This window comes from Cupriavidus sp. WKF15 (assembly GCF_029278605.1).
Classification (GTDB): Bacteria; Pseudomonadota; Gammaproteobacteria; order Burkholderiales; family Burkholderiaceae; genus Cupriavidus.
On the sequence record NZ_CP119573.1, the window covers coordinates 1,965,057 to 1,985,252 of the forward strand.

The 20,196-nt window shown below is 64.4% G+C and carries 18 protein-coding genes and 1 pseudogene; 10 read left to right on the top strand and 9 right to left on the bottom strand.

The window, feature by feature from the left end; all coding sequences use genetic code 11:
- Positions 1–79: 79 nt before the first annotated feature.
- Positions 80–1,072 carry an NADPH:quinone reductase gene (locus tag CupriaWKF_RS26285; protein WP_276101365.1) on the bottom strand — a complete coding sequence of 331 codons (993 nt, stop codon included), beginning with the start codon at positions 1,070–1,072 and terminating at the stop codon, positions 80–82.
- A gap of 34 nt (positions 1,073–1,106) precedes the next feature.
- Positions 1,107–1,952, bottom strand: a complete 846-nt coding sequence (locus CupriaWKF_RS26290; protein ID WP_276101366.1) for a TauD/TfdA family dioxygenase — start codon at positions 1,950–1,952, stop codon at positions 1,107–1,109.
- A gap of 255 nt (positions 1,953–2,207) precedes the next feature.
- Between CupriaWKF_RS26290 and CupriaWKF_RS26295 the strand changes: the two genes are divergently transcribed.
- On the top strand, positions 2,208–3,257 hold the full coding sequence (locus tag CupriaWKF_RS26295; protein WP_276103215.1) for an AraC family transcriptional regulator: 1,050 nt from the start codon (positions 2,208–2,210) through the stop codon (positions 3,255–3,257).
- A 243-nt stretch (positions 3,258–3,500) separates the two neighbouring features.
- Here CupriaWKF_RS26295 and CupriaWKF_RS26300 read toward each other — a convergent pair whose 3' ends face one another.
- Positions 3,501–4,436 carry a LysR family transcriptional regulator gene (locus CupriaWKF_RS26300; protein WP_276101367.1) on the bottom strand — a complete coding sequence of 312 codons (936 nt, stop codon included), beginning with the start codon at positions 4,434–4,436 and terminating at the stop codon, positions 3,501–3,503.
- A 249-nt stretch (positions 4,437–4,685) separates the two neighbouring features.
- Between CupriaWKF_RS26300 and CupriaWKF_RS26305 the strand changes: the two genes are divergently transcribed.
- A complete protein-coding gene (locus CupriaWKF_RS26305; protein WP_276101368.1) occupies positions 4,686–5,972 on the top strand; it encodes an MFS transporter in 1,287 nt (428 codons plus the stop codon).
- 64 nt (positions 5,973–6,036) lie between these two features.
- Complete coding sequence (locus CupriaWKF_RS26310) at positions 6,037–6,786, top strand: creatininase family protein (RefSeq protein ID WP_276101369.1); 750 nt, start codon at positions 6,037–6,039, stop codon at positions 6,784–6,786.
- A gap of 126 nt (positions 6,787–6,912) precedes the next feature.
- Here the strand turns inward: CupriaWKF_RS26310 and CupriaWKF_RS26315 are convergent, their stop codons facing one another.
- The 4 genes and pseudogenes from CupriaWKF_RS26315 to CupriaWKF_RS26330 all read right to left on the bottom strand — a co-directional run bounded on the left by CupriaWKF_RS26315 (position 6,913) and on the right by CupriaWKF_RS26330 (position 10,554).
- Positions 6,913–7,632 carry an IS630 family transposase gene (locus tag CupriaWKF_RS26315; RefSeq protein WP_276101370.1) on the bottom strand — a complete coding sequence of 240 codons (720 nt, stop codon included), beginning with the start codon at positions 7,630–7,632 and terminating at the stop codon, positions 6,913–6,915.
- A pseudogene (locus CupriaWKF_RS26320) lies at positions 7,524–7,901 on the bottom strand (helix-turn-helix domain-containing protein); the annotation flags it as partial. The gene CupriaWKF_RS26315 and the pseudogene CupriaWKF_RS26320, both read right to left, overlap by 109 nt.
- A 128-nt stretch (positions 7,902–8,029) precedes the next feature.
- The gene (locus CupriaWKF_RS26325) at positions 8,030–9,604 is read right to left on the bottom strand and encodes an aldehyde dehydrogenase (NADP(+)) (RefSeq protein WP_276101371.1); all 1,575 of its coding nucleotides are present in this window, start codon (positions 9,602–9,604) and stop codon (positions 8,030–8,032) included.
- A 20-nt stretch (positions 9,605–9,624) separates the two neighbouring features.
- A complete protein-coding gene (locus CupriaWKF_RS26330) occupies positions 9,625–10,554 on the bottom strand; it encodes a dihydrodipicolinate synthase family protein (protein ID WP_276101372.1) in 930 nt (309 codons plus the stop codon).
- Between the two features lie 141 nt (positions 10,555–10,695).
- On the opposite strand from CupriaWKF_RS26330, the gene CupriaWKF_RS26335 reads away from it, so the two are divergent.
- Complete coding sequence (locus CupriaWKF_RS26335; protein WP_276101373.1) at positions 10,696–11,655, top strand: LysR substrate-binding domain-containing protein; 960 nt, start codon at positions 10,696–10,698, stop codon at positions 11,653–11,655.
- Positions 11,656–11,684: 29 nt separating this feature from the next.
- On the opposite strand, the gene CupriaWKF_RS26340 is transcribed toward CupriaWKF_RS26335, so the two are convergent.
- Positions 11,685–12,665 (bottom strand): LysR substrate-binding domain-containing protein, encoded by a 981-nt coding sequence (locus tag CupriaWKF_RS26340; RefSeq protein WP_276101374.1) that lies wholly within the window; start codon positions 12,663–12,665, stop codon positions 11,685–11,687.
- A 194-nt stretch (positions 12,666–12,859) separates the two neighbouring features.
- On the opposite strand from CupriaWKF_RS26340, the gene CupriaWKF_RS26345 reads away from it, so the two are divergent.
- A complete protein-coding gene (locus tag CupriaWKF_RS26345) occupies positions 12,860–14,605 on the top strand; it encodes an IlvD/Edd family dehydratase (RefSeq protein WP_276101375.1) in 1,746 nt (581 codons plus the stop codon).
- 88 nt (positions 14,606–14,693) lie between these two features.
- Complete coding sequence (locus CupriaWKF_RS26350) at positions 14,694–16,034, top strand: MFS transporter (protein ID WP_276103216.1); 1,341 nt, start codon at positions 14,694–14,696, stop codon at positions 16,032–16,034.
- 111 nt (positions 16,035–16,145) lie between these two features.
- Here the strand turns inward: CupriaWKF_RS26350 and CupriaWKF_RS26355 are convergent, their stop codons facing one another.
- Complete coding sequence (locus tag CupriaWKF_RS26355) at positions 16,146–17,051, bottom strand: LysR family transcriptional regulator (RefSeq protein ID WP_276101376.1); 906 nt, start codon at positions 17,049–17,051, stop codon at positions 16,146–16,148.
- A 95-nt stretch (positions 17,052–17,146) separates the two neighbouring features.
- Between CupriaWKF_RS26355 and CupriaWKF_RS26360 the strand changes: the two genes are divergently transcribed.
- Genes CupriaWKF_RS26360 through CupriaWKF_RS26375 form a run of 4 tightly spaced genes read left to right on the top strand, consistent with a single transcriptional unit; the run spans position 17,147 to position 20,194 of the window.
- Entirely contained in the window at positions 17,147–18,100 is a 954-nt protein-coding gene (locus CupriaWKF_RS26360) for a 2-dehydropantoate 2-reductase (RefSeq protein WP_276101377.1), read from the top strand.
- Complete coding sequence (locus CupriaWKF_RS26365) at positions 18,097–18,489, top strand: VOC family protein (RefSeq protein ID WP_276101378.1); 393 nt, start codon at positions 18,097–18,099, stop codon at positions 18,487–18,489. Before CupriaWKF_RS26360 ends, CupriaWKF_RS26365 begins: the two co-directional genes overlap by 4 nt.
- Before the next feature lie 2 nt (positions 18,490–18,491).
- The gene (locus CupriaWKF_RS26370; protein ID WP_276103217.1) at positions 18,492–18,950 is read left to right on the top strand and encodes a MaoC family dehydratase; all 459 of its coding nucleotides are present in this window, start codon (positions 18,492–18,494) and stop codon (positions 18,948–18,950) included.
- Positions 18,950–20,194 carry a CoA transferase gene (locus CupriaWKF_RS26375; RefSeq protein WP_276101379.1) on the top strand — a complete coding sequence of 415 codons (1,245 nt, stop codon included), beginning with the start codon at positions 18,950–18,952 and terminating at the stop codon, positions 20,192–20,194. The genes CupriaWKF_RS26370 and CupriaWKF_RS26375 overlap by 1 nt, the downstream gene beginning before the upstream one ends.
- Positions 20,195–20,196 lie beyond the last annotated feature (2 nt).

Sequence of the window (20,196 nt, forward strand, 5' to 3'; positions counted from 1 at the left end):
CGCTCCCACTCAGAGTTGCCAGTGCTCCGGCATGTGATCGCGAAAGCCGGGAGCAATCACGACCGTTGGCTGATGTTGGCTAACTTGCCGTATTGCACCGGACCACGACGGTGCCCAGCTTGGTGCCCGCCTCGACAGCCAGGTGAGCCTGCGCGGTGTCTCGCAAGTCGAAGATACTGTCGACAGCATGAATGGCATCGGGGACGTCACTCATCCAGCGCGACAATCCCTGCTGGATGATCCAGCGAATCTCATAGGGCAAAGCGGGCAGGTATAGCCCCTGCAGGCAGAGATTCTTGCGAATCAGAGCGACCAGGGGAAGTGCCTGGTGGGCGCCGCTGGCATACGAGACCCACTGCGCATGATGGGCGGCGACCTGCAGGCAAAGCCCTGCATTGTCGACCGCATTGACGTCGACAATATGATCGACACCATGTCCCTGAGTGGCAACGAGAATCTGCAGCGCGGCATCCGCAGCTGCGTAGTCGATCACGACATCGGCGCCACCGAGTGTGGCGTGGGCCGCCTTGCGCCCCGGGCTGGTGGTGGCCACGACATACGCGCCTCCCCACTTGGCGAGCTGCACCGCGTAGTGCCCGACGGCGCCGGCGCCGCCGGTCACGAGGATCCGCTTTCCCTTGATCGCGCCATGCTGAAACAGGCTCCAGTAGGCGGTCATGGCCGGAATGCCCAGGCATGCGCCCTGCGTGAAGTCCAGGTGCTCCGGCAGTGGCGATGTCAACTCATGTGGGAGGCAGATGTATTCCGCCGCCGTACCGAAAGGGCGCCCGCGCTGTCCGAAATGCAGCCAGACTCGCGACCCGAGCATCCTTGGGTCGACGCCGTCACCAAGCCTGTCGATCACGCCAGCACCGTCGCTATTGGGAATAATGCGCGGGAACTCCATGCCGCCATGCATGCGTCCCGCTCGCCGGTTGGCATCGGCCGGATTCACGCCCGACGCATGGAGCCGCACGCGTACTTCGCCGGGTGCCGGTCGCGGCGTGGGCAGGTCGCCGAATGCCAGTACCTCCTCGGCCTGCCCTTGCTTCTCGTACCAGATCGCTTTCATGATGCCCTGACCCACCTGCTGGCCCGCTTGCGCCTCAGTACGGGATATCGCCCACGATGCCGGCGCGCTCCAGCTTGCGCGGTGCCGGGAAGTAGTCGTTGACGGCGTAGTGCTGCGTGCAGCGGTTGTCCCAGACTGCTACGTCGCCCTCCTGCCAGGCCCATCGCACCTGGTATTCGGGAATGGTGGCGCGGCTGGTCAGGTAGTTGAGCAGCAGGGAGGCGCCTGGCGACTTGTCGATGCCATGGCGCACGTTGGCCGGCGTGCTGTAGTTGGTGAAGTGCGTTGTGAACGAGGCGCCGACGAACAGGATCTTCTCCCCGGTCTCCGGATGGGTCCGCACCACCGGATGCTCGACCGGCGGATGATCCTGCGCGAGCTTGGCGCGGTTTTCCGGCGTCATGACCGCGCCGAAGCTGTGCTCGATACTGGCCCGGGCGCGCAGGCCGTCGATCTTTGCCTTGATCTCCTCCGGCAGCTCCTCATACGCCTTCACCATGTTGACCCAGATGGTGTCGCCGCCGATCTCGGGACATTCGATGCAGCGCAGCACGGCACCCATGGCCGGATTGGGGCGCCAGAGGCCGTCGCAGTGATAGCTGTTCTCGTAGCTGTGCGGGTTGTCGCTCCGGTAGACCTTCACGAGGCCCGGATATTCGGGAACACTGCCGGCGACAGGATGGTCTTCCAGTTCGCCAAAGCAGCGCGCAAAGGCCACGTGATCGGCGCGCGTGATTTCCTGCTTGCGAAAGAAGAGGACCCGGTGCTTGAGCAGTGCCGCCTTGATTTCGGCGAAGAGCGCCGGATCGCGCGCCGCCTCGCCGAGGTTGACGCCAGTAATCTCGGCCCCGATGGCGGGGGTGATTTGCCTGATCTTCATTTCCATGTCTCCTGCAGTGTTGGTGAGTGCAAGGAAGCTTGCATCACGTTCGACCGATTCCCGAATAGCGTGCCCGGATGATCCTGCCTGGGGACATTTCACGCTTTGCCTTGTACGTCTTGCACTTGGCTTTTTGCGACAACTGTTGCTGACATGGGAAGCTCGATTCCTGGAGCGGAGGGCGTCGGGTTATCCTTGCTTGACAACACATGGCAGCTATCTATCATGGGCTGTCAAAGTTCAGTGTCGTCCCTGATGTCGTTACTTGTCCGCGCCGCGGCCCTCACCAACTACAGCGAGGTTGCTCGTGCCGCCGGGCTGAATCCGGTGCGGATGATGTTTGACGCCGGGATCAGTCCGAGCGTCCTTCACGAGCCCGACCTGATGATCCCGGTGGAGCGTTTCGGCCGCCTGCTACAGGCCTCCGCGACCTTGTCGGGCAATGAGAGTTTTGGCTTGTGCATGGCCGAATCCCGCCTGTTGTCCAATCTTGGGGCGGTGGGAATGCTGATCCGGGACCAGGCGACGCTACGCGACTCGCTTGGCATGCTGATCCGCTACCAGCGGATGCTCAATGGTGCTCAATCGCTGGCGGTCGAGGAATGTGGCGATCTGGTCATCATTCGCGAGGCCCTGATCGCGGGCAATGCGCATCAGCCGACTCGCCAACGGGTTGAGCTGGCGCTAGGGGTCATGGTGCGATTGATCCGCCAGCTCCTGAAGCCCGACTGGCAGCCGCAGCGCGTGTGCTTCGAGCACCCGGCGCCGCGCGATCTTAGTACGCATCATCGTTTCTTCGGTCCTTACGTCGAATTCGATTGTGATTTCAACGGCATCATCTGCGCGAAGGCAGATCTCGATGCCCGCAATCCGTGGGCCGATCCGGCCATGGTGCGCTATGCCCAGCGTCTGATAGACGAGTCCGCCATGCCGCAGCAGGCAAGCATGCTTGAGGACGTGCGGCGCACGATCCCGCTGCTGCTGCCCAGCGGGCGCTGCAGCATCGAGCAGGTGGCCGAACACATGGGCGTGGTATGCCGTACGGTGCAGAGACGGCTGGCCGAGCAGGGGCAGAGCTTCTCGTCGATCGTTAACGAAATCCGCACGGAGCTCGCGACGCGCCATGTCATCGAGAGCGATCGTCCGCTGACCGAGGTGGCGACCTTGCTCGGTTTTTCCGCGCCAAGCGGATTCTCGCGCTGGTATCACGCGCAATTCGGCTGCAGTCCCAAGGAAAGCCGTGCGGCGCACGGCGCTGCGCGGCGACAGGCGGCGTCTTCGCCGGCCAGCACGGCATCATCCTGAGCAGCCCATCCATCCCGCCGGGGATCCGCCGGCACCATGCCTTCCTTCAGGCCTTCAGGCCTTCAGGCCTTCAGGCCTTCAGGCCTTCAGGCCTTCAGCCAGCCGCCGCAAACCATCCGGCGCATGGCGCGGGGTGCGGAATTGCAGGCCGCCCAGCTGCCGCAACTGACCGGTGTGCGTGCTATCCCGAAGCATCCCGCATTCCGCTTGCGCTCCCGCCCGCGGGACGGCAGGGCTACTGCACTACTGCCCGTCTCCGTCGGCGCCGTGCCGCGCGAACATCGACATATACCGGGTGATGTGATCCAGCAGTTCGAGCGCTGCCGCCGGTAGCGGCCTGCCGGACTTCACCAGCAGCCGGGCATGTGTGCGCAGGAACAAGGGGTGATCGATCGGCACGACGACGAGCGTTCCCGCCGCGATCTCGCGATATGCAGCGAATTCCCCGATCAACGTCATGTAATGATCGTAGGCAACGAACTGCTTGAGCGCCGTCAGCGAGTTGCTAACCAGCGTCGCGCGGATCGAGATGTTCTCGGCGAACTCGACCATGCTCAGTGCATGCCCGACGCCAAACGACGCAGGCATCATTGCAAGCGGATAGGCCAGCAGGTCCTGGATGCTGGCCGGGCCGCCGCGCTGGGCCAGCGGATGGCCGGGGCGGACCAGCAGGACCACCGGTTGCGGAGCGCTTGCGCGGTACTCGATGCGCGGATGCGGCGGCGGATTGTAGGCCAGGCCGATATGCGCGCGGCTTTCCGCGACTTCCTCCAGCACGCTATCCACCGCCAGGATGTCCATGCGGATATCGAGTCTGGGGTAGCGCGCGCAGAACTGCGCCAGAACTTCGTTGACCAGCAGATCCACATAGCCCTCGCTTAGTACCAGGCGGATCTCGTCCTGCTGCAGTCCCTTGAGCGAGTGCAACTGGTCCTCGAGCTTCTCCTGATGCGAACGATAGCCTCGCCAGAACTCGAGCAGGTGCGTGGCTGCCACGGTCGGCTTGAGGCCCCGTGGTTCGCGCTCGAACAATGTCGCGCCGAGCTCTTCCTCGAGCAGGCGGATCTGCCGGGTGATCACCGATGGCGATGTATTGAGGCCTTCGGCAGCGCCGCGGATGGTCCCTCGCGCCAACACCTCACGGAAATACCGCAACCGCTGCTGATTGATCTCTCGCATGTTGAACCGCCTGCTCAATGTGTAATTGGCCGGGGCAACAACGATACCCGAACCCGGCATCGCTTGCCTGTCATGTGCGGCGCGGGACACGACACGACATCGGGTGCGGCGTTGGCGCCGCCCCCGGGGCTTCTGTTGCCCAAAAGGGAACGGATCGTGGACTTAGTTGCTCTTTACCCACCTCGCCGCCGCTGCCAATATCAACGCCATAAAAGATGCATTGACACACCCCACCCGGAGACAGGCAGCATGCTGGCAATCCCAACCCCGAGCACCGTCGACGACGCCTCAGCCCTCTACAGCAAGATCAACTGGCGCCTGCTGCCATTCCTGCTGATCTGTTATCTGTTTGCCTACTTGGACCGCGTCAACATCGGCTTCGCCAAGCTGCAGATGCAAGGCGACCTGGCGTTCTCGGACGCAGCATATGGCGTCGGAGCCGGCATTTTCTTCCTGGGCTATGTCCTGTTCGAAATCCCGAGCAATCTGCTGTTGCCGCGGGTCGGGGCACGCAAGACGTTCAGCCGCATCCTGGTGCTGTGGGGGATCACGTCCGCCTGCATGCTGTTCGTGCGCAATGTGCCGATGTTCTATGCCATGCGCTTCCTGCTCGGCATCTTCGAGGCCGGCTTCGCACCGGGGATGATCTACTACCTGTCATGCTGGTACGGGCCGCAGCGCATGGCCCGCGCCATTGCCATCGTGTTCCTGGCGGGTCCGATCGGCGGCATTGTCGGTGGCCCGGCCTCGGCATGGCTGATGACTGTGCTTGCCGGCCATGCCGGCCTGGCCGGCTGGCAGTGGATGTTCCTGGTCGAGGGGCTGCCCTGTGTGGCGCTGGGCATCCTCGCGCTGCGGCTGGTGCCGGATCGCCCGGCGCAAGCGGCCTGGCTCAGCGAACAGGAGCGGCGCCTGCTCGAAGCGGAACTCGGCCATGCGGCGGCGCACAAGCATTCGTTCAAGGCGGTCGCAAAGGATGCCAGGGTCTACGTGCTCGCACTGGCCTACTTCTGCATCATCGCCACCATCTACGCCATCAGCTTCTGGCTGCCGACCATCATCAAGGCGCAGGGCGTGGCCGATACGGTGACACTGGGCTGGTATTCCGCCTTGCCTTACGTGGCCGCCGCATTCGGCATGTACTACATGGGCCGCAAGTCCGACCGCTCGGGCGAACGGCGCTACCACAGCGCGCTGCCGGCGCTGGCAGCCGGTGCGCTGCTGGCCGCGTCGATCCTGGCCGATGGCAACCTGGCCGTGTCGCTGGTGCTGCTCACCCTCGCCACCATGGGGCTCTGGATGGCGTACACGGTGTTCTGGGCCATGCCCGCCGAATACATCAAGGGGCCGGCGGCGGCCGGAGGCATTGCGCTGATCAACACCATCGGGCTGTCGGGCGGCTTCTGGGGGCCCGCCATCATCGGCTGGGCCAAGACGGCAACCGGCAACCTCCATCTCGGCGTGCTGCTGATGGCCTGCCTGCCGCTGCTGGCCGCCCTGATCATCCTCGCCAACAAGCTTCCTGCGAAACAGTGATCTCGCGCTGCGGGACACAACGCCATCCATGACGTCCGGCGCACGGACCAAGACAGGAGTACCTATGCGACTGCATCTTTCAACCTGGGCCGAGATCGAGCAATACCTTGCGCGCAGCCGCACCATCGTGGTCCCGATCGGCTCGAACGAGCAGCATGGTCCGACCGGGCTGCTCGGTACCGACTGGCTGTGCCCGGAGATCATTGCGAATGAAGCGGAGAAGAGCGCGGAGATCTTGGTGGCGCCGACGTTCAATATCGGCATGGCCCAGCATCATCTCGCCTTCCCGGGCACCATCTCGCTGCGCCCGTCCACCTTTATCGCCGCGATCGGCGACTGGGTCCGTTCGCTCGCGGGGCACGGGTTCGAGAAGATCCTGTTCCTGAACGGCCACGGCGGCAACGTAGCTTCGATCGATGCCGCGTTCTCCGAGCTCTATGCCGAAGCCAGCTTTGCCAGGCGCCGCGCGGGATTCGCGCTGAAGCTCTGCAACTGGTGGGATCTGGAGGGCGTCGGCGAGCTGGCGCGCGAGCAGTTCCCGCAGGGCCATGGCGCGCATGCCACGCCGTCGGAGATCGCGATCACCCAGTGGGCCTTTCCCGATGCCGCAAAACATGCGGACTATGCGCCGAAGATCGCGCCCTCGGGCCCGATTCGCGAAGCGCTGGACTTCCGCGCGCGCTATCCCGACGGCCGCATTGGTTCCGACCCGGGACTGGCGAATCCGGCGAAGGGCGCTGCGCTGGTCAGGCTGGCGGCGCAGAGCCTCGCCCGCGAGTTGGATGCATTCAGCCGCGAGCCGCTGGCCGAGTGATTGCCGCCTCCCGCACCGGCAGGTCCGGAGCAAGTCGCGGCGTCGAGATGGTCCTGCAGCAGGCGCAGGACTAGCGTATGAGCGCGGCGTTCCGTGCCACTATTGAGACTTGCATAAATGCTGACATCACCACAACTCGGCCTGCTTCCAGCACGCGGCAATGATGTTGGCGCGTTGCTGTGCGCTGCGCAGCCGATTGCGGGCGATCGTTTTGAGTTCGGCGAGCGAGTGTGGGCAGAAGTTGGCCAGGGCATGGCGCTTGAGCCAGGCCCAGAGATACTCCACTGGATTCAGGTCCGGGCTGTAGGGTGGGACAAAGGCCATCTGCACTGCACCACCAGTGCTATCGAGGTAGTCGCGCACGATGCGACTCTTGTGCTGCGCGGCGCCGTCCCAGATGATCATCAGGCGGCGTTTGAGGTGCGCGCGCAGTGCCTTGAGAAACTCCACGATCTGTGCGCTCTTGATCGCGCCGTCGTAAAGGCGGAACAGGCAGTTGTGATAACTCATTCCCGCGATGGCCGAGACATGCTTCCAGTTGAAATGAAACTGGATGACTGGCGTTTGACCTTTCGGAGCCCAGGTGCGCACGCGCGTGGGGCGCTCCGAGAGCCCAGACTCGTCAATGAAGACGATCAGCCGTTGCTCCCGCGTACACTTTTTTTGAGCGCGGGCCAAGTCTTGCGCTTCCACGCCAGAACGGCGTCCTCGTCGCGCTCGATAGCGCGTCGATCTGGGCGTTGGGGCGAGAAGCCGAGCGAATCCAGAATGCGCCAGACATGGGCCTCGTTGTATGACACACCGAAGCGTTGCTCGATGAGTAGACGCACCCGTTTGAGCGTCCACAGTTCGGTGCCAAAGCCATGCTCGGTGGGGCGCTGCAGCAAGGCACGACACAACTGCTCGCGCTGGGCATCGTCGAGCAACGACGGCCGTCCACGGGCCATGGTGCGCAGCGCATCGATGCCGCCTTCGTCCAGGCGCGCCTTCCACGTGTACACCGTCTGCCGTGCCACGCCCACCGCAGCCGCAACCTCCGCGACCGGCTTGTTCGCTAACAGCATCCGTCCAGCGCGAACCCGCTTTCTGGTCGCTTCGTCCATCTTCCCAGCCATGCAATCGACTCCCGATCAACGCCTTGATCAGATAACGCGTCAGACTCGAATCGGTTGTCATGATTTATACAAGTCTCAATAAGCCGAGCAGATCCCGCTGGCGATGCTGCGTCCACATAAGCGATTCCCTAGCGCTGCAGTTTGCCGTCAAGGCGCCAGGCGTGGCGCTGCTCGCAGTCGGGGCGCAGCGAGGCGGGAAGCAGGTCCGCGGGCATGTCCTGATAGCTGACCGGCCGCACAAAGCGCGCGATGGCGAGGCTGCCGACCGAAGTCGAGCGGCCATCCGACGTGGCCGGCCAGGGGCCGCCGTGGACCATGGCGTGCCCGACTTCGACGCCGGTGCCGAAGCCATTGACGAGGATGCGACCAGCCAGGCGCTCCAGTGCGGGCAGCAGCGTGCGCGCGGCATCGTGGTCGGCTGGGTCGATATGCAGAGCCGCAGTAAGCTGGCCCTCCAGCGATTCGACCACGCGTCGCATTTCTGCTGCGTCGCGGCAGCGCACCACCAGCGACGACGCGCCAAAGACTTCGTGGCGCAGCGTCTCGTCACCCAGGAAAGCTTCGGCGCTGGTGCTGAACAGCGCGGCTTGTCCTTGCAGTGCATTGCCTGCCTTGCCGCGCGTCACCAACTGTACCTGCGGATGCTGCGCGAGCGCGCTGACGCCGTTGCAGTAGGCATGCAGGATGCCGGCGGTCAGCATGCTCTGTGCGCCGATTTCCGCCAGGCTTGCGGCCGCCGCATCCAGGAACCGGTCGAGGCCCTCGCTTTCCACCGCCAGCACGAGTCCGGGGTTGGTGCAGAACTGTCCGGCGCCCAGCGTCAGCGAACCGGCAAAGGCCATGCCGATGGCTGGCGCGCGGTTGGCCAGCGCATGCGGGAACAGCAGCACCGGGTTGATACTGCTCATCTCGGCATACACGGGAATCGGTACCGGGCGCGCTGCGGCGATTGCCATCAGTGCCTGTCCGCCTGCACGCGAGCCGGTGAAGCCGACCGCCCTGATGCGCTGGTCCGCCACTAGCCCCTGACTGATTTCCAGCCCCGTATCAAAGAGCAGGGAGAAGGTGCCTTCGGGCAGGTCCAGGTCCGCGACCGCTTTCTGGATGGCGCGGCCGACCAGTTCAGAGGTGCCGGGGTGCGCGGGATGCGCCTTGACGATGACGGGGCAGCCCGCGGCCAGTGCGGACGCGGTATCGCCACCCGCGACCGAGAATGCCAGCGGGAAGTTGCTGGCGCCGAACACCGCGACCGGGCCCAGGGGGATATGGCGCATGCGCAGGTCGGGGCGCGGCAACGGCTGGCGTTCGGGCTGGGCCGGGTCGACGCGCAGCTCCAGGAAATCGCCCTGGCGCAGCATGCCGGCGAACAGCCGCAGCTGGCCCACGGTGCGGCCGCGCTCGCCTTCGATGCGGGCGCGCGGCAGGCCCGATTCGCTGGCGCAGCGCTCGATGAGCGCATCGCCTAGCGCCAGGATGTTGCCGGCGATGGTTTCGAGGAAATCGGCGCGCCGCGCGGGCGCGATCTCGCGGTAGGTGTCGAAGGCCTGCCATGCCAGCGCGCAGGCTTCGTCGAGCTGTGCCGGCGTGGCCCCGCCGAATGCCGGTTCGAGCGTGGCGCCGGTGGCGGCGTCTATGGCGTGCAGCGTGCCGTGGGTGCCGCGAACCGCGCGGTGGCCGATCAGGAGTTCACCAGAGAGCGTCATGTCTTATCCTTCCTTGAGGTTCAACGGGCCCAGCGCAGCACCAGCGGATCCAGCCGCCGCGCAATCCTCAGCAGCCCCTCGCGCGTGGCCGGATGCATCGGTTGCAGCGGATGGCGTACGGCGTCCGAGGCAATCACCCCACCTTCCTTCATCAACGCCTTGCTGGTCGCCAGCCAACCCTGCCGGTTCTCATAGTTGATCAGCGGCAGCCACTGCTGGTAGCGCTGCGCCGCCAGTTCAGCGTCGCCGGACTGCCATGCGTCCAGGATCTGGCGGATGCCGTCCGGAAAGCCCGCCCCGGTCATCGCGCCGGTGGCGCCCGCTTCCAGGTCTGCCATCAGCGTGATGGCTTCCTCGCCGTCCCACGGACCGACAATGGTGTCGCCGCCCAGTTCGATCAGTTCGCGCAGCTTGGCCGCGGCCTGCGGCACTTCGATCTTGAAGTACGAAACATTGGCCAGCTCGCGTGCCATGCGGGCCAGGAAGGGCGCGGACAACGTGGTGCCGCTGACCGGTGCATCCTGGATCATGATGGGGATATCGATAGCATCGGAGACCATGGCGAAGAAGTCATAGATACTGCGCTCGGGCACTCGGATGGTGGCGCCGTGGTAGGGCGGCATCACCATCACCATCGCGGCGCCGGCGTCCTGGGCGGCGCGGCTGCGCTCGGCGCAGATGCGCGAGCTGAAATGGGTGGTGGTGACGATCACCGGCACGCGGCCGTCCACGTGCTCCAGCACGGTCTTCATCAGCACGTTGCGCTCGTCGTCGGTCAGCACGAACTGCTCGGAGAAGTTGGCCAGGATGCAGATGCCGTGCGAGCCTGCATCGATCATGAAGTCGATGCAGCGGCGCTGGCCGTCAAGATCGAGGCGGCCCTGCTCGTCGAAGATGGTCGGCGCGACCGGGAATACGCCGCGGTAGACGGGCGTGTGGGATCGGGGCATGGTCTTCTCCTTGCGGCCGGCACGTGGCCGGCTCGGATAGTAGGCAGTTTGCAGGTCGGGCCAATATACGAGCGGGGAGAGGGCCTGTATATTGAAATCTTTCCATCTTGTGATCGCTTTTACGACTCACTTGGCTACAACATGAAATCCACCCTGGACACCCTCACCGGCCGCCTGCGCATGAAGCAACTGCAGCTGTTGATCGCACTGGACGAGCATCACTCACTGCACCAGGCTGCCGCCGCGATGGCGATGACCCAGTCCGCTGCCAGCAAGTCGTTGCAGGAACTGGAGGGGATGCTGGAAGCGCCACTGTTCGAGCGCAGCAAACGCGGCATGCGCACCAACGCCTTTGGTCATTGCGTGATCCGCCACGCCCGGCAGCTGGTTGCGGACCTGAGCGCGATGTGCGAGGAAGTGGCCGACATCCGCGCCGGCAGCGGCGGGCGCGTTGCCGTCGGCGTGATCATGGGCGCAGTGCCGGATGTACTGGTGCCGGCGCTTGAGCAGTTGCGGCAAGCGCATCCGAACCTGGCGCTCGAAATTGTCGAAGACACCAGCCTGCGCCTGCTCGGGCAGCTCGACGATGGCCACCTCGACCTCGTTCTCGGCCGCTCTCTAGTCAGTGATGAACCCGGCAAATATCACTACCATCCGCTTGGCGATGAGCAGGTGTCCGTGGTGGTCGGTCACGCTCATCCCGCGCCCCGCGTACGCGCCATGGGCTTTGCCGACCTCGCCGGCTATCGCTGGATCACTTACGCTGGACACATGCCGATGCATGCACTGCTTCAGCGCGAGCTGGACCATGCCGGCGTCAGGTTTCCCGCCAATGCGATCTCCACGTCATCGGCGCTGATCACCGTGGCGATGCTGCAGCGCGATCCCGCGCTGGTGTCGCTGCTGCCGGCCAGCGTGGCCGAGTTGTTCGTGCGCCAGAAGATGCTGCGCGTCCTACCCGTGCCGCTGCAATCGCGGCAGGAAACCTTCGGCATCGTTACGCGGCGCGGCGGCGCGTTGTCGGCTTCGGCAAGGCAATTGGTGGCGATCCTGAAAGCCGGGCCGGGAAGCCAGCGGCGGAGGCATGGCCCCGAGGCTTAACCGCGGTATAGATGCAGTTAATGCTGGCACTACTGGTCGTAAATGCGCAGTGCCGTCTCGCGCAGCGCATCCGCGACCAGTAGCGCGCCGGGCGACATCAGCCGGTCGGTCGGCGTGATCAGGCCGAAATCGTCCATACGGCAGGGCATGGCCATCGGCAGCACTTCTACCATGCCGAACGTCACGTAGTACTGCGCCACGTCCGCCGTTAGCACCGCGATCATGTCTGACTGCGTCACCATGCGCGTCAGGAACAGCAGCGCGGCGGTTTCCACTACATTGGTCGGTGGCGCCAGGCTGGCGCGCTGGAACATCAGCTCGAAGCGGTGGCGCAGCACCGTGCCTGCCGGCGGTATCAGCCAGGCGGCGTTCGTGGTGTCCGCCAGCGCCAGGGTGGGCGCCGCCAGCATCGGGTGGCCGGGCCGCACCACGGCGCAGACCGGCTCTTCCGCCATCGGCTCGTAGCGCAATCGACCCTTGTCGTGCTCGGGAAACAGGCGCGCGACCACCATGTCCAGCTTTTCCTGCCCGAGCCGGTCAAGCAGCACGTTACTGCTGTCGATTTCTACGGAAACGCGTAGTCCAGGGTAGCTCGCCTTCACCCGCGCAATCGCCGGTGGCAGCAGCCGCACGCCAGGCGAGGTGATCGCGCCTATCGCCACATGGCCGAGCCGGCCCGCCTTCAGCGCCAGAACTTCTTCGCGCGCCTGGTTCAGGCTGCCGACTACCGCGCGCGCATGCCGGATCATCGCGCGGCCATAGTCCGTCGGCGCCATGCCGCGCGGCAGGCGCTCGAACAGGGGGACCGACAGCACCTCTTCCAGCTCGCGCAACTGTTTGGATGCGGCCGGCTGTGTCATCGCCAGCTGTTCCGCAGCGCGGTGGATGCTGCCCTCGTCGGCGACGGCCAGCAATAGCAGCAACTGTCGTGTCTTGAGGCGGGTGTGGCTGTGCCAGGAGGATGCCGCAGGCGGTGCATCAGCTGCAGCGGAAACGCCGGGGACTTCCATAGGGTAAATACCAATGCCGATATCGATATCAAAAACTCCTAACTCTTCATTAGTAGTATATCGCCAAGCTGCATACACTCCGGCCAACAAAAATGATCGGAGACAGCGTGGCGCTGGCTATATGCGCCAAACCGCTGGATCCGTCGTCCCTGCCATCTCCGCGCCCTTTCCGCGGCCCTCGCATCAGGAACAACATGTCGGATTCCAAGGACAAGCAACGTAAGCCGCTGCGCTCGACGGCGTGGTTCGGCACCGCTGATAAGAACGGCTTCATGTATCGCAGCTGGATGAAGAACCAGGGTATCCCCGAGCACGCGTTCGACGGCCGCCCTGTGATCGGCATCTGCAATACGTGGTCGGAACTCACGCCCTGCAACGCGCATTTCCGCAAGCTGGCCGAGCACGTCAAGCGCGGCGTGTACGAGGCCGGCGGTTTCCCGGTGGAATTCCCAGTGTTCTCCAACGGCGAATCGAACCTGCGCCCGACCGCCATGCTGACCCGCAACCTGGCCGCGATGGACGTGGAAGAAGCGATCCGCGGCAACCCGATCGATGCGGTGGTGCTGCTGACTGGCTGTGACAAGACCACGCCGGCGCTGCTGATGGGCGCGGCCAGTTGCGACGTGCCGGCCATCGTTGTCACTGGCGGGCCCATGCTCAACGGCAAGCTCGACGGCAAGGATATCGGCTCCGGGACGGCGGTGTGGCAGTTGCATGAGTCGCTGAAGGCGGGCGAGATCAACCTGCACCAGTTCCTGTCGGCCGAAGCCGGCATGTCGCGCTCGGCCGGCACCTGCAACACCATGGGCACCGCTTCGACCATGGCCTGCATGGCCGAAGCGCTGGGCACTTCACTGCCGCACAATGCGGCGATCCCGGCGGTCGATTCGCGTCGCTACGTGTTGGCACATATGTCCGGCATCCGCATCGTTGAGATGGCGCGCGAAGACCTGACGCTGTCGAAGATCCTGACGCGCCAGGCGTTCGAGAACGCGATCCGCGTCAATGCGGCGATTGGCGGCTCGACCAACGCCGTGATTCACCTGAAGGCAATCGCTGGCCGCATTGGCGTGCCGCTGGAACTGGAAGACTGGAGCCACGTTGGGCGTGACACACCGACCATCGTCGACCTGATGCCGTCGGGCCGCTTCCTGATGGAAGAGTTCTACTATGCCGGCGGCTTGCCCGCGGTGCTGCGCCGCATGGGCGAGGCCGGACTGTTGCCGCATCCGAACGCGCTGACCGTCAACGGCAAGGCGATCTGGGACAACGTCAGGGATGCACCAATCACCAACGACGAAGTTATCCGCCCGCTCGACAAGCCGCTGATCCGCGACGGCAGCATCCGTATCCTGCGCGGCAACCTGTCGCCGCGCGGCGCAGTGCTCAAGCCGTCGGCGGCAACGCCGAAGCTATTGCGCCATCGCGGCCGTGCGGTAGTGTTCGAGAACCTGGAGCACTACAAGGAGCGCATCGTCGACGAGTCGCTCGATGTCGACGAGAATTCCGTCCTCGTCCTCAAGCGCTGCGGCCCGCGCGGTTATCCAGGCATGGCGGAGGTTGGCAACATGGGCCTGCCGCCCAAGCTGCTGCGCCAGGGCATCAAGGACATGGTGCGTATTTCCGATGCGCGCATGAGCGGCACCGCCTACGGCACCGTGGTGCTGCATGTGGCACCGGAGGCTGCCGCCGGAGGGCCGCTGGCGATCGTGCGCGACGGCGATTGGATCGAACTGGACTGCGAGGCCGGGCGCCTGCATCTGGATATTGATCCCGCCGAGTTCGAGCGCCGCATGGCCGATGTGCAGCCGCTGCAGGCGCCCGCCGATGGCGGCTATCGAAAGCTCTACGTCGACCACGTGCTGCAGGCGGACGAAGGCTGCGACCTCGACTTCCTGGTCGGCTGCCGCGGACGCGAGGTACCGCGCCACTCACACTGACCATCCAACAGATGCACTGAATGCGCGCGGCCTCCGCGGCGCGCGTGACCCCATAAAAGAATAGAGGAGACTAGCCATGCAGCAAGGCATGCAGACCGCGCCGCTGGAGCGCGCCGTACCAGGACAAGAAATCGGCGCACCAGCGCAGGAAGAGACCCGCATCATCGGCATGCTGGTGCGCCGGCTGATCCCGTTTCTGGCGCTGATTTACGTGGTGGCGTATATCGACCGCTCGGTGGTCGGCTTTGCCAAGCTACACATGAACGCGGCGATCGGCCTCAGCGACGCGGCCTATGGCCTCGGCGCGGGTCTGTTCTTCGTCGGCTACTTCCTGTGCGAAGTGCCGAGCAACCTGGCGCTGGAGCGCTTCGGCGCACGCCGCTGGTTCGCGCGCATCCTGCTGACCTGGGGCCTGATCACCATGGCAATGGCGTTCACGCAGGGTGCCCACAGCTTCTATGTACTGCGCTTCCTGCTTGGGGCGGCCGAAGCCGGTCTGTATCCGGGCATCCTGTACTTCCTGACCAAGTGGTTCCCGATGCGCCATCGCGCGCGCATCATCGGCCTGCTGGTGCTGGCCCAGCCGATCGCGCTGATTATCACCGGACCGATTGCCGGCCTCGTGCTGTCGACGCAGGGCGCGTTCGGTATGTCCAACTGGCAGACGCTGTTCGTGCTGAGCGGACTGCCCGCGGTGCTGCTGTGCCTGCCGACGTTGAAGATTCTGCCGGAAGCGCCTGACAGTGCCAAATGGCTGGCACCGGCCGACCGCGCCTGGATCGAGCGCGAACTTGCCGCCGACCAGGCAGCCTATGCACTCAAGCCGCATGGCAACCCGCTGCACGCGCTCAAGGATAAGCGCGTACTGCTGCTGTCGTTGCTGTTCCTGCCGTTCCCGCTGAGCATCTACGGGCTGTCCCTGTGGCTGCCGACCATCATCAAGCAGTTCGGCGTCACTGATGCGATGACAGGCCTGCTGTCGGCGGTGCCCTATCTGTTCGCGGTAGTCGGCCTGTACTTAGTGCCGCGCCACTCGGACCGCAAGGGCGAGCGCTACGGCCATATCGTAGTAGTGTCGGGGATGGCCGCGATCACCATGGCATTGAGTGCCTGGGTGCAGTCGCCGGTGCTGCAGTTCCTGTTTATCTGCCTGACCGCGTTCTCGATCTATTCGATCCAGGCGGTGGTGTGGGCGCTGCCGGGTGAATTCCTGACCGGCGCCAGCGCGGCGGTAGGCATTGCCACCATCAACTCGCTGGCCAACCTCGGCGGCTACTTCGGGCCGTATGGCATTGGCGTGATCAAGGATGCGACCGGCAGCCTGGCGGCCGGTCTTTACTTCCTGGCGGCAATGCTGGTCTTCGCGGTGGTGATGGCGTTCGTGGTGCGGGCCGCGCTGCGGCCGGGGTCAGCGCAATCTGCGGCGTGAGCGGGACGCCAAAAAGACGAGCGAACGCGCCCCCGACTCGCGACAGCCGTGGTCTACCGCGACTCGCGGGGTCAGCGCACGCGGGACTGTTCAGGGGCGGGACTCCACTCCTTAACGTGTGCTTCCAAATAATTGCGTCACCTGACTGCGTAGCCAACGATTGCCCGCCTCATGGTGATACCGCGCATGCCAGTGCTGACGAACTGCAAAGCCATCTACCGCGATCGGGCAGGCATGCACGGCCAAGTCGTTGGCTTGCGCCAGGGTTTCGCCGATATGCCGGGGCAGGGTAGTAATCAAGTCGGTGCTCCTGATGATGGCCCCCAGTCCCAGGAATCCCGGCAACTCCAGTACTACCACCCGCTCGATGCGGTTCCTCACGAGTGCCTGGTCGAGAAGCTGCGCGCCAGTGCCTGACGCGATCGCGACGTGTCCCTCCGCGCAATATTGCTTCAATCCCAGCCGGGCGCGAATTCGCGGGTGTTGGCGGTTGGCCAGGCACACCCAGTCCTGTTCGTACAACTGCTGCTGGTAAATGCCTCCGCTCAGCCAAGGCACATAGCCGATCGCGAGGTCGGCCTCCCCGGATTCCAGAGCCCGCTCCGTGTTGCCGTCGATCCGCGCTGCCTCTAGCTTCACGCCCGGCGCCTGGGCGCGCAGATGCGCCAGCAGGCGAGGTAGCAACGTGATATGGCTGGCGTCCGTCATGCAGATGCGAAACCGGCGCAGTGCGGTGAGCGGGTCGAACGCCACTTCCCAGGCGGCGAAGCGCCTTAGCGATTCAAGGATCTCCCGGCATGGCCCGATGAGTGCGTCCGCCTGTGGCGTCGGTGCCATCCCGCCGGGCGTACGTATGAACAGGGGATCCTGCAAGTGCTTTCTAAGGCGCCCTAGCCAGATGCTGATGGTCGGTTGGCTTTGACCGAGCTGCTCTGCCACACGTGTCACGTTGCGAGTGTCATAGAGCAGGTCGAAGAGCTGGAGCAGCTTCGGGTCCGGAAGGTCCGTCGGTGTCATCGCATTATTGTAATACGCAATGATGCTATGTTACCCATTGCATTGTCACAATAACAGGCTCCTCCTATCGTGTAGGCACATGCCAAGGAGATGCCATGAAGATTGCAATTCTGGGTGCCGGCGCGCTGGGCTGCGCAATTGGTGCCACCCTCACTGAAGGCGGCCACGAGACCTGGCTCCTCGACCGCTTCGAAGCGCACGTCGACGCCATGCGCCGTGACGGCCTGCGGGTCGACGATGCCAGCGGTTCCAGGCGGGTCAAAGTCCGCGCGACAACGCGCGGGGCTGAGGTCGGTGTTGCCGATCTGGTGATCGTCCTGGTCAAGTCCTTCCATACAGACTCCGCCATGCGTGGCGCAATGGAACTGGTCGGACCAGACACGCTCGTGCTGTCGCTGCAGAACGGTCTCGGACATGAAGACATTCTCGCCGACATTGTGGGCCGCGAGCGCGTGTTGGCGGGCAAGACATACGTCGGAGGCGTGTTGCGCGGTCCGGGGCACATCGAATCCGGCGTGATCGGCAAGGCTACCCATATCGGGGAACTCGACGGTCGCCTTACCAGCCGCGTCAATGCGATCGCCGATGCCTTCAACACTGCCGGCCTGACGACCAAAGTCAGCGACAACATCATGGGCACGATGTGGGACAAGCTGCTGGTCAACGTCGCCACGGGCGCGATCACCGGCATCACCGGCCTGACCTACGGGCAGCTCTACGAAGAATCGGTGCTCAAAGCGACCTCGCTGGCAGCAGTGGCCGAGGCGATGGCCGCGGCACAGGCGGCAGGCGTCAGGCTGTCCATGACGGACCCTGAGCAAGCGTGGGTGTTGGCCGCGGAAGGGCTCCCAGCCGCATTCAAGACGTCAATGTTGCAAAGCCTCGAGAAGGGCTCCGTTACCGAAATCGACTTTATTAACGGCTCCGTCGTTCGATGGGGGCAGCGGCATGGTGTGCCCACGCCGGTCAACACAACGCTGGTGGCCTGCATCAAGGGCGTCGAGCGAGCCATGGCCGATCGGCAGCAGCGGCAGGGAGCAGTTTCATGAACGTGCCAAAGGCCTACCTGGAACACGTCGCCATCTGGGTAAAAGATATCCACTGGCACATCCGCTTCTTCGAGGACGTCTTCGGCATGACGATGCGCGAGGTGGATGGAACACCCGACGAGCCGCGGCAGTACTGGACGCTCGGCGGACTGCAGTTCATCCACGCTCCTGCTCACGATGGCCCGGAGGGCCGGCTCGCCCACCTCGGCGTGATGTGCGAGGACCTGGAGGCGGTGCTCGCCGCGGCGCAGCGCTACGACGTGAAAGAAATGACGCAAGGACGCAACTGGCTACGGCTACCCGACGGCCTGGCCGTGGAATGCATTCAGGCCAAGCCCGCCTCGTGCGTCGCGCAAGCCCTGGCCATCAACCCTCGTGCGGAGGCATGAAAGTGACAATCATCGAGAAATACTGGGACGACGCCCGGGAGGGCGACGAGTGCACCAGTCCGACCTACACCGTGACGAAGGCTCGCATCCTGGCCTACGCCGAACTCACCGGCGACCACACGCCGGTACACGTCGACGAGGACTACGCCAATGCCAGCCACTTCGGCTGCATTGTGGCCCACGGCTTGTTCGGCCTGTCCATCGCCGATGGCTTGAAAACGCAAAGCGAATACCGCTTCCTTCCCGGCATGTCCCTCGGCTGGACATGGGACTTTCTGCTGCCCATCAAGGTTAACGACGTGCTGCATGTGAAATTCCGCGTTGGCGTCATGCGGCCGAGCAAGAGCCGCGCCGGCTGGGGCATCGTCACCCTGCCGTCCGAACTGATCAACCAGGACGGGCAGGTGGTGCAACGCGGCGAACATCGCCTGATGGTGCCGCGCCGTCCGGGAGCAGTCTGATGCAAGCTCGTCCACTTGAAGGAATTCGCGTCATCGACTACAGCCACTTCCTGGCCGGTCCGTACGTGGGACGCTGCCTGGCGGCTCTCGGTGCGGAGGTGATCAAGGTCGAGCGCCCTGGCAGCGGTGACGCCGGCCGGCAGCATGCCACCGTCCTCGATGACCAGCAAAGCGGTTACTTTCTCCAGCTCAACATGGGCAAACGCGGCGTGAGCGTCAACATGAAGGATCCGCGCGGCAAGGCCTTCATGCAACGGTTGTGTGATTCGGCCGACGTGTTCGTCGAGAACTACCGCCCGGGCGCGCTGGAAAAGCTGGGACTGGGCTATGCCGACTTGTCGGCGCGCAACCCCGGCCTCATCTATTGCTCAATTTCTGCCTACGGCCACACCGGGCCTGACGCGCATCGGGCCGGCTTCGGACTAATCGCCGAGGCCAAGAGCGGCATCATGCAGATGATTGGCACGCCGGGCGAGGCGCCCCCTTTGCTTCGCATCTCACTGGGCGACATGTACACCGGCATCCACGCCGTCGCCGCCATCAACGCGGCGCTGCTCGGGCGGGTCAAGTCGGGTAAGGGCCAGCATATCGATATGGCGCTATACGACACGCTGGTCTCCATGCACGAGTATGCGGTGCAGTGCTACACGCTCTCGGGCGGCAGGGTCCTGCCCGAGCAGACCGGGCATGACATGCCGACGTCGACGCTGTACGGAGTGTTCACCGCGGCCGACGGATACGTCGTGATTGCCGCGCAGGTCGACGATGCATGGCGGCGTTTCGCAGCCCTCGTCGAATCCCACGGTGGCCCGGAAGGCTTTGGCTCTGACTCCCGCTTCTACAGTCTCAATGGGCGCAACGCCGGACGTGAGGAAATTCTAGCCGTCATCAATCCGTGGGTCGCGGCGCGACGTGTGTCGGAAGTTCTCGCCCTGCTGGACAGCATCGACGTCCCTTGCGCAAAGGTGCAACGCATCGACGAGGTGCTGGCCGATCCGCAGATTCAGGCGCGCGGCATGATCGTGGAACAGGAACATCCGCGCTATGGGGCGTTGAGGTTGCCCAATTTGCCGTTCCGGTTTTCCGACTGCGACACCACTATTTATCAGGTGGCCCCCGACCTGGGCCAGCACAACACTACTGTCGCAGCGAGTCTCGGCTACACAGACCAGGAAATCGCCTCTCTTGAAGAGGATGGTGTCTTCTACAGTGCGCGGGTCGATACGAGCGCCGCGACTGCGTAGTT

Coding starts and splice junctions, on each gene's coding strand:
- CupriaWKF_RS26330 (WP_276101372.1), bottom strand. CDS start 10,554: ATGCCCCGATCCCACACGCCCGTCTACCGCGGCGTATTCCCGGTCGCG.
- CupriaWKF_RS26355 (WP_276101376.1), bottom strand. CDS start 17,051: ATGACACCGACGGACCTTCCGGACCCGAAGCTGCTCCAGCTCTTCGAC.
- CupriaWKF_RS26335 (WP_276101373.1), top strand. CDS start 10,696: ATGAAATCCACCCTGGACACCCTCACCGGCCGCCTGCGCATGAAGCAA.
- CupriaWKF_RS26305 (WP_276101368.1), top strand. CDS start 4,686: ATGCTGGCAATCCCAACCCCGAGCACCGTCGACGACGCCTCAGCCCTC.
- CupriaWKF_RS26295 (WP_276103215.1), top strand. CDS start 2,208: ATGTCGTTACTTGTCCGCGCCGCGGCCCTCACCAACTACAGCGAGGTT.
- CupriaWKF_RS26310 (WP_276101369.1), top strand. CDS start 6,037: ATGCGACTGCATCTTTCAACCTGGGCCGAGATCGAGCAATACCTTGCG.
- CupriaWKF_RS26345 (WP_276101375.1), top strand. CDS start 12,860: ATGTCGGATTCCAAGGACAAGCAACGTAAGCCGCTGCGCTCGACGGCG.
- CupriaWKF_RS26375 (WP_276101379.1), top strand. CDS start 18,950: ATGCAAGCTCGTCCACTTGAAGGAATTCGCGTCATCGACTACAGCCAC.
- CupriaWKF_RS26290 (WP_276101366.1), bottom strand. CDS start 1,952: ATGAAGATCAGGCAAATCACCCCCGCCATCGGGGCCGAGATTACTGGC.
- CupriaWKF_RS26365 (WP_276101378.1), top strand. CDS start 18,097: ATGAACGTGCCAAAGGCCTACCTGGAACACGTCGCCATCTGGGTAAAA.
- CupriaWKF_RS26360 (WP_276101377.1), top strand. CDS start 17,147: ATGAAGATTGCAATTCTGGGTGCCGGCGCGCTGGGCTGCGCAATTGGT.
- CupriaWKF_RS26340 (WP_276101374.1), bottom strand. CDS start 12,665: ATGGAAGTCCCCGGCGTTTCCGCTGCAGCTGATGCACCGCCTGCGGCA.
- CupriaWKF_RS26325 (WP_276101371.1), bottom strand. CDS start 9,604: ATGACGCTCTCTGGTGAACTCCTGATCGGCCACCGCGCGGTTCGCGGC.
- CupriaWKF_RS26285 (WP_276101365.1), bottom strand. CDS start 1,072: ATGAAAGCGATCTGGTACGAGAAGCAAGGGCAGGCCGAGGAGGTACTG.
- CupriaWKF_RS26350 (WP_276103216.1), top strand. CDS start 14,694: ATGCAGACCGCGCCGCTGGAGCGCGCCGTACCAGGACAAGAAATCGGC.
- CupriaWKF_RS26300 (WP_276101367.1), bottom strand. CDS start 4,436: ATGCGAGAGATCAATCAGCAGCGGTTGCGGTATTTCCGTGAGGTGTTG.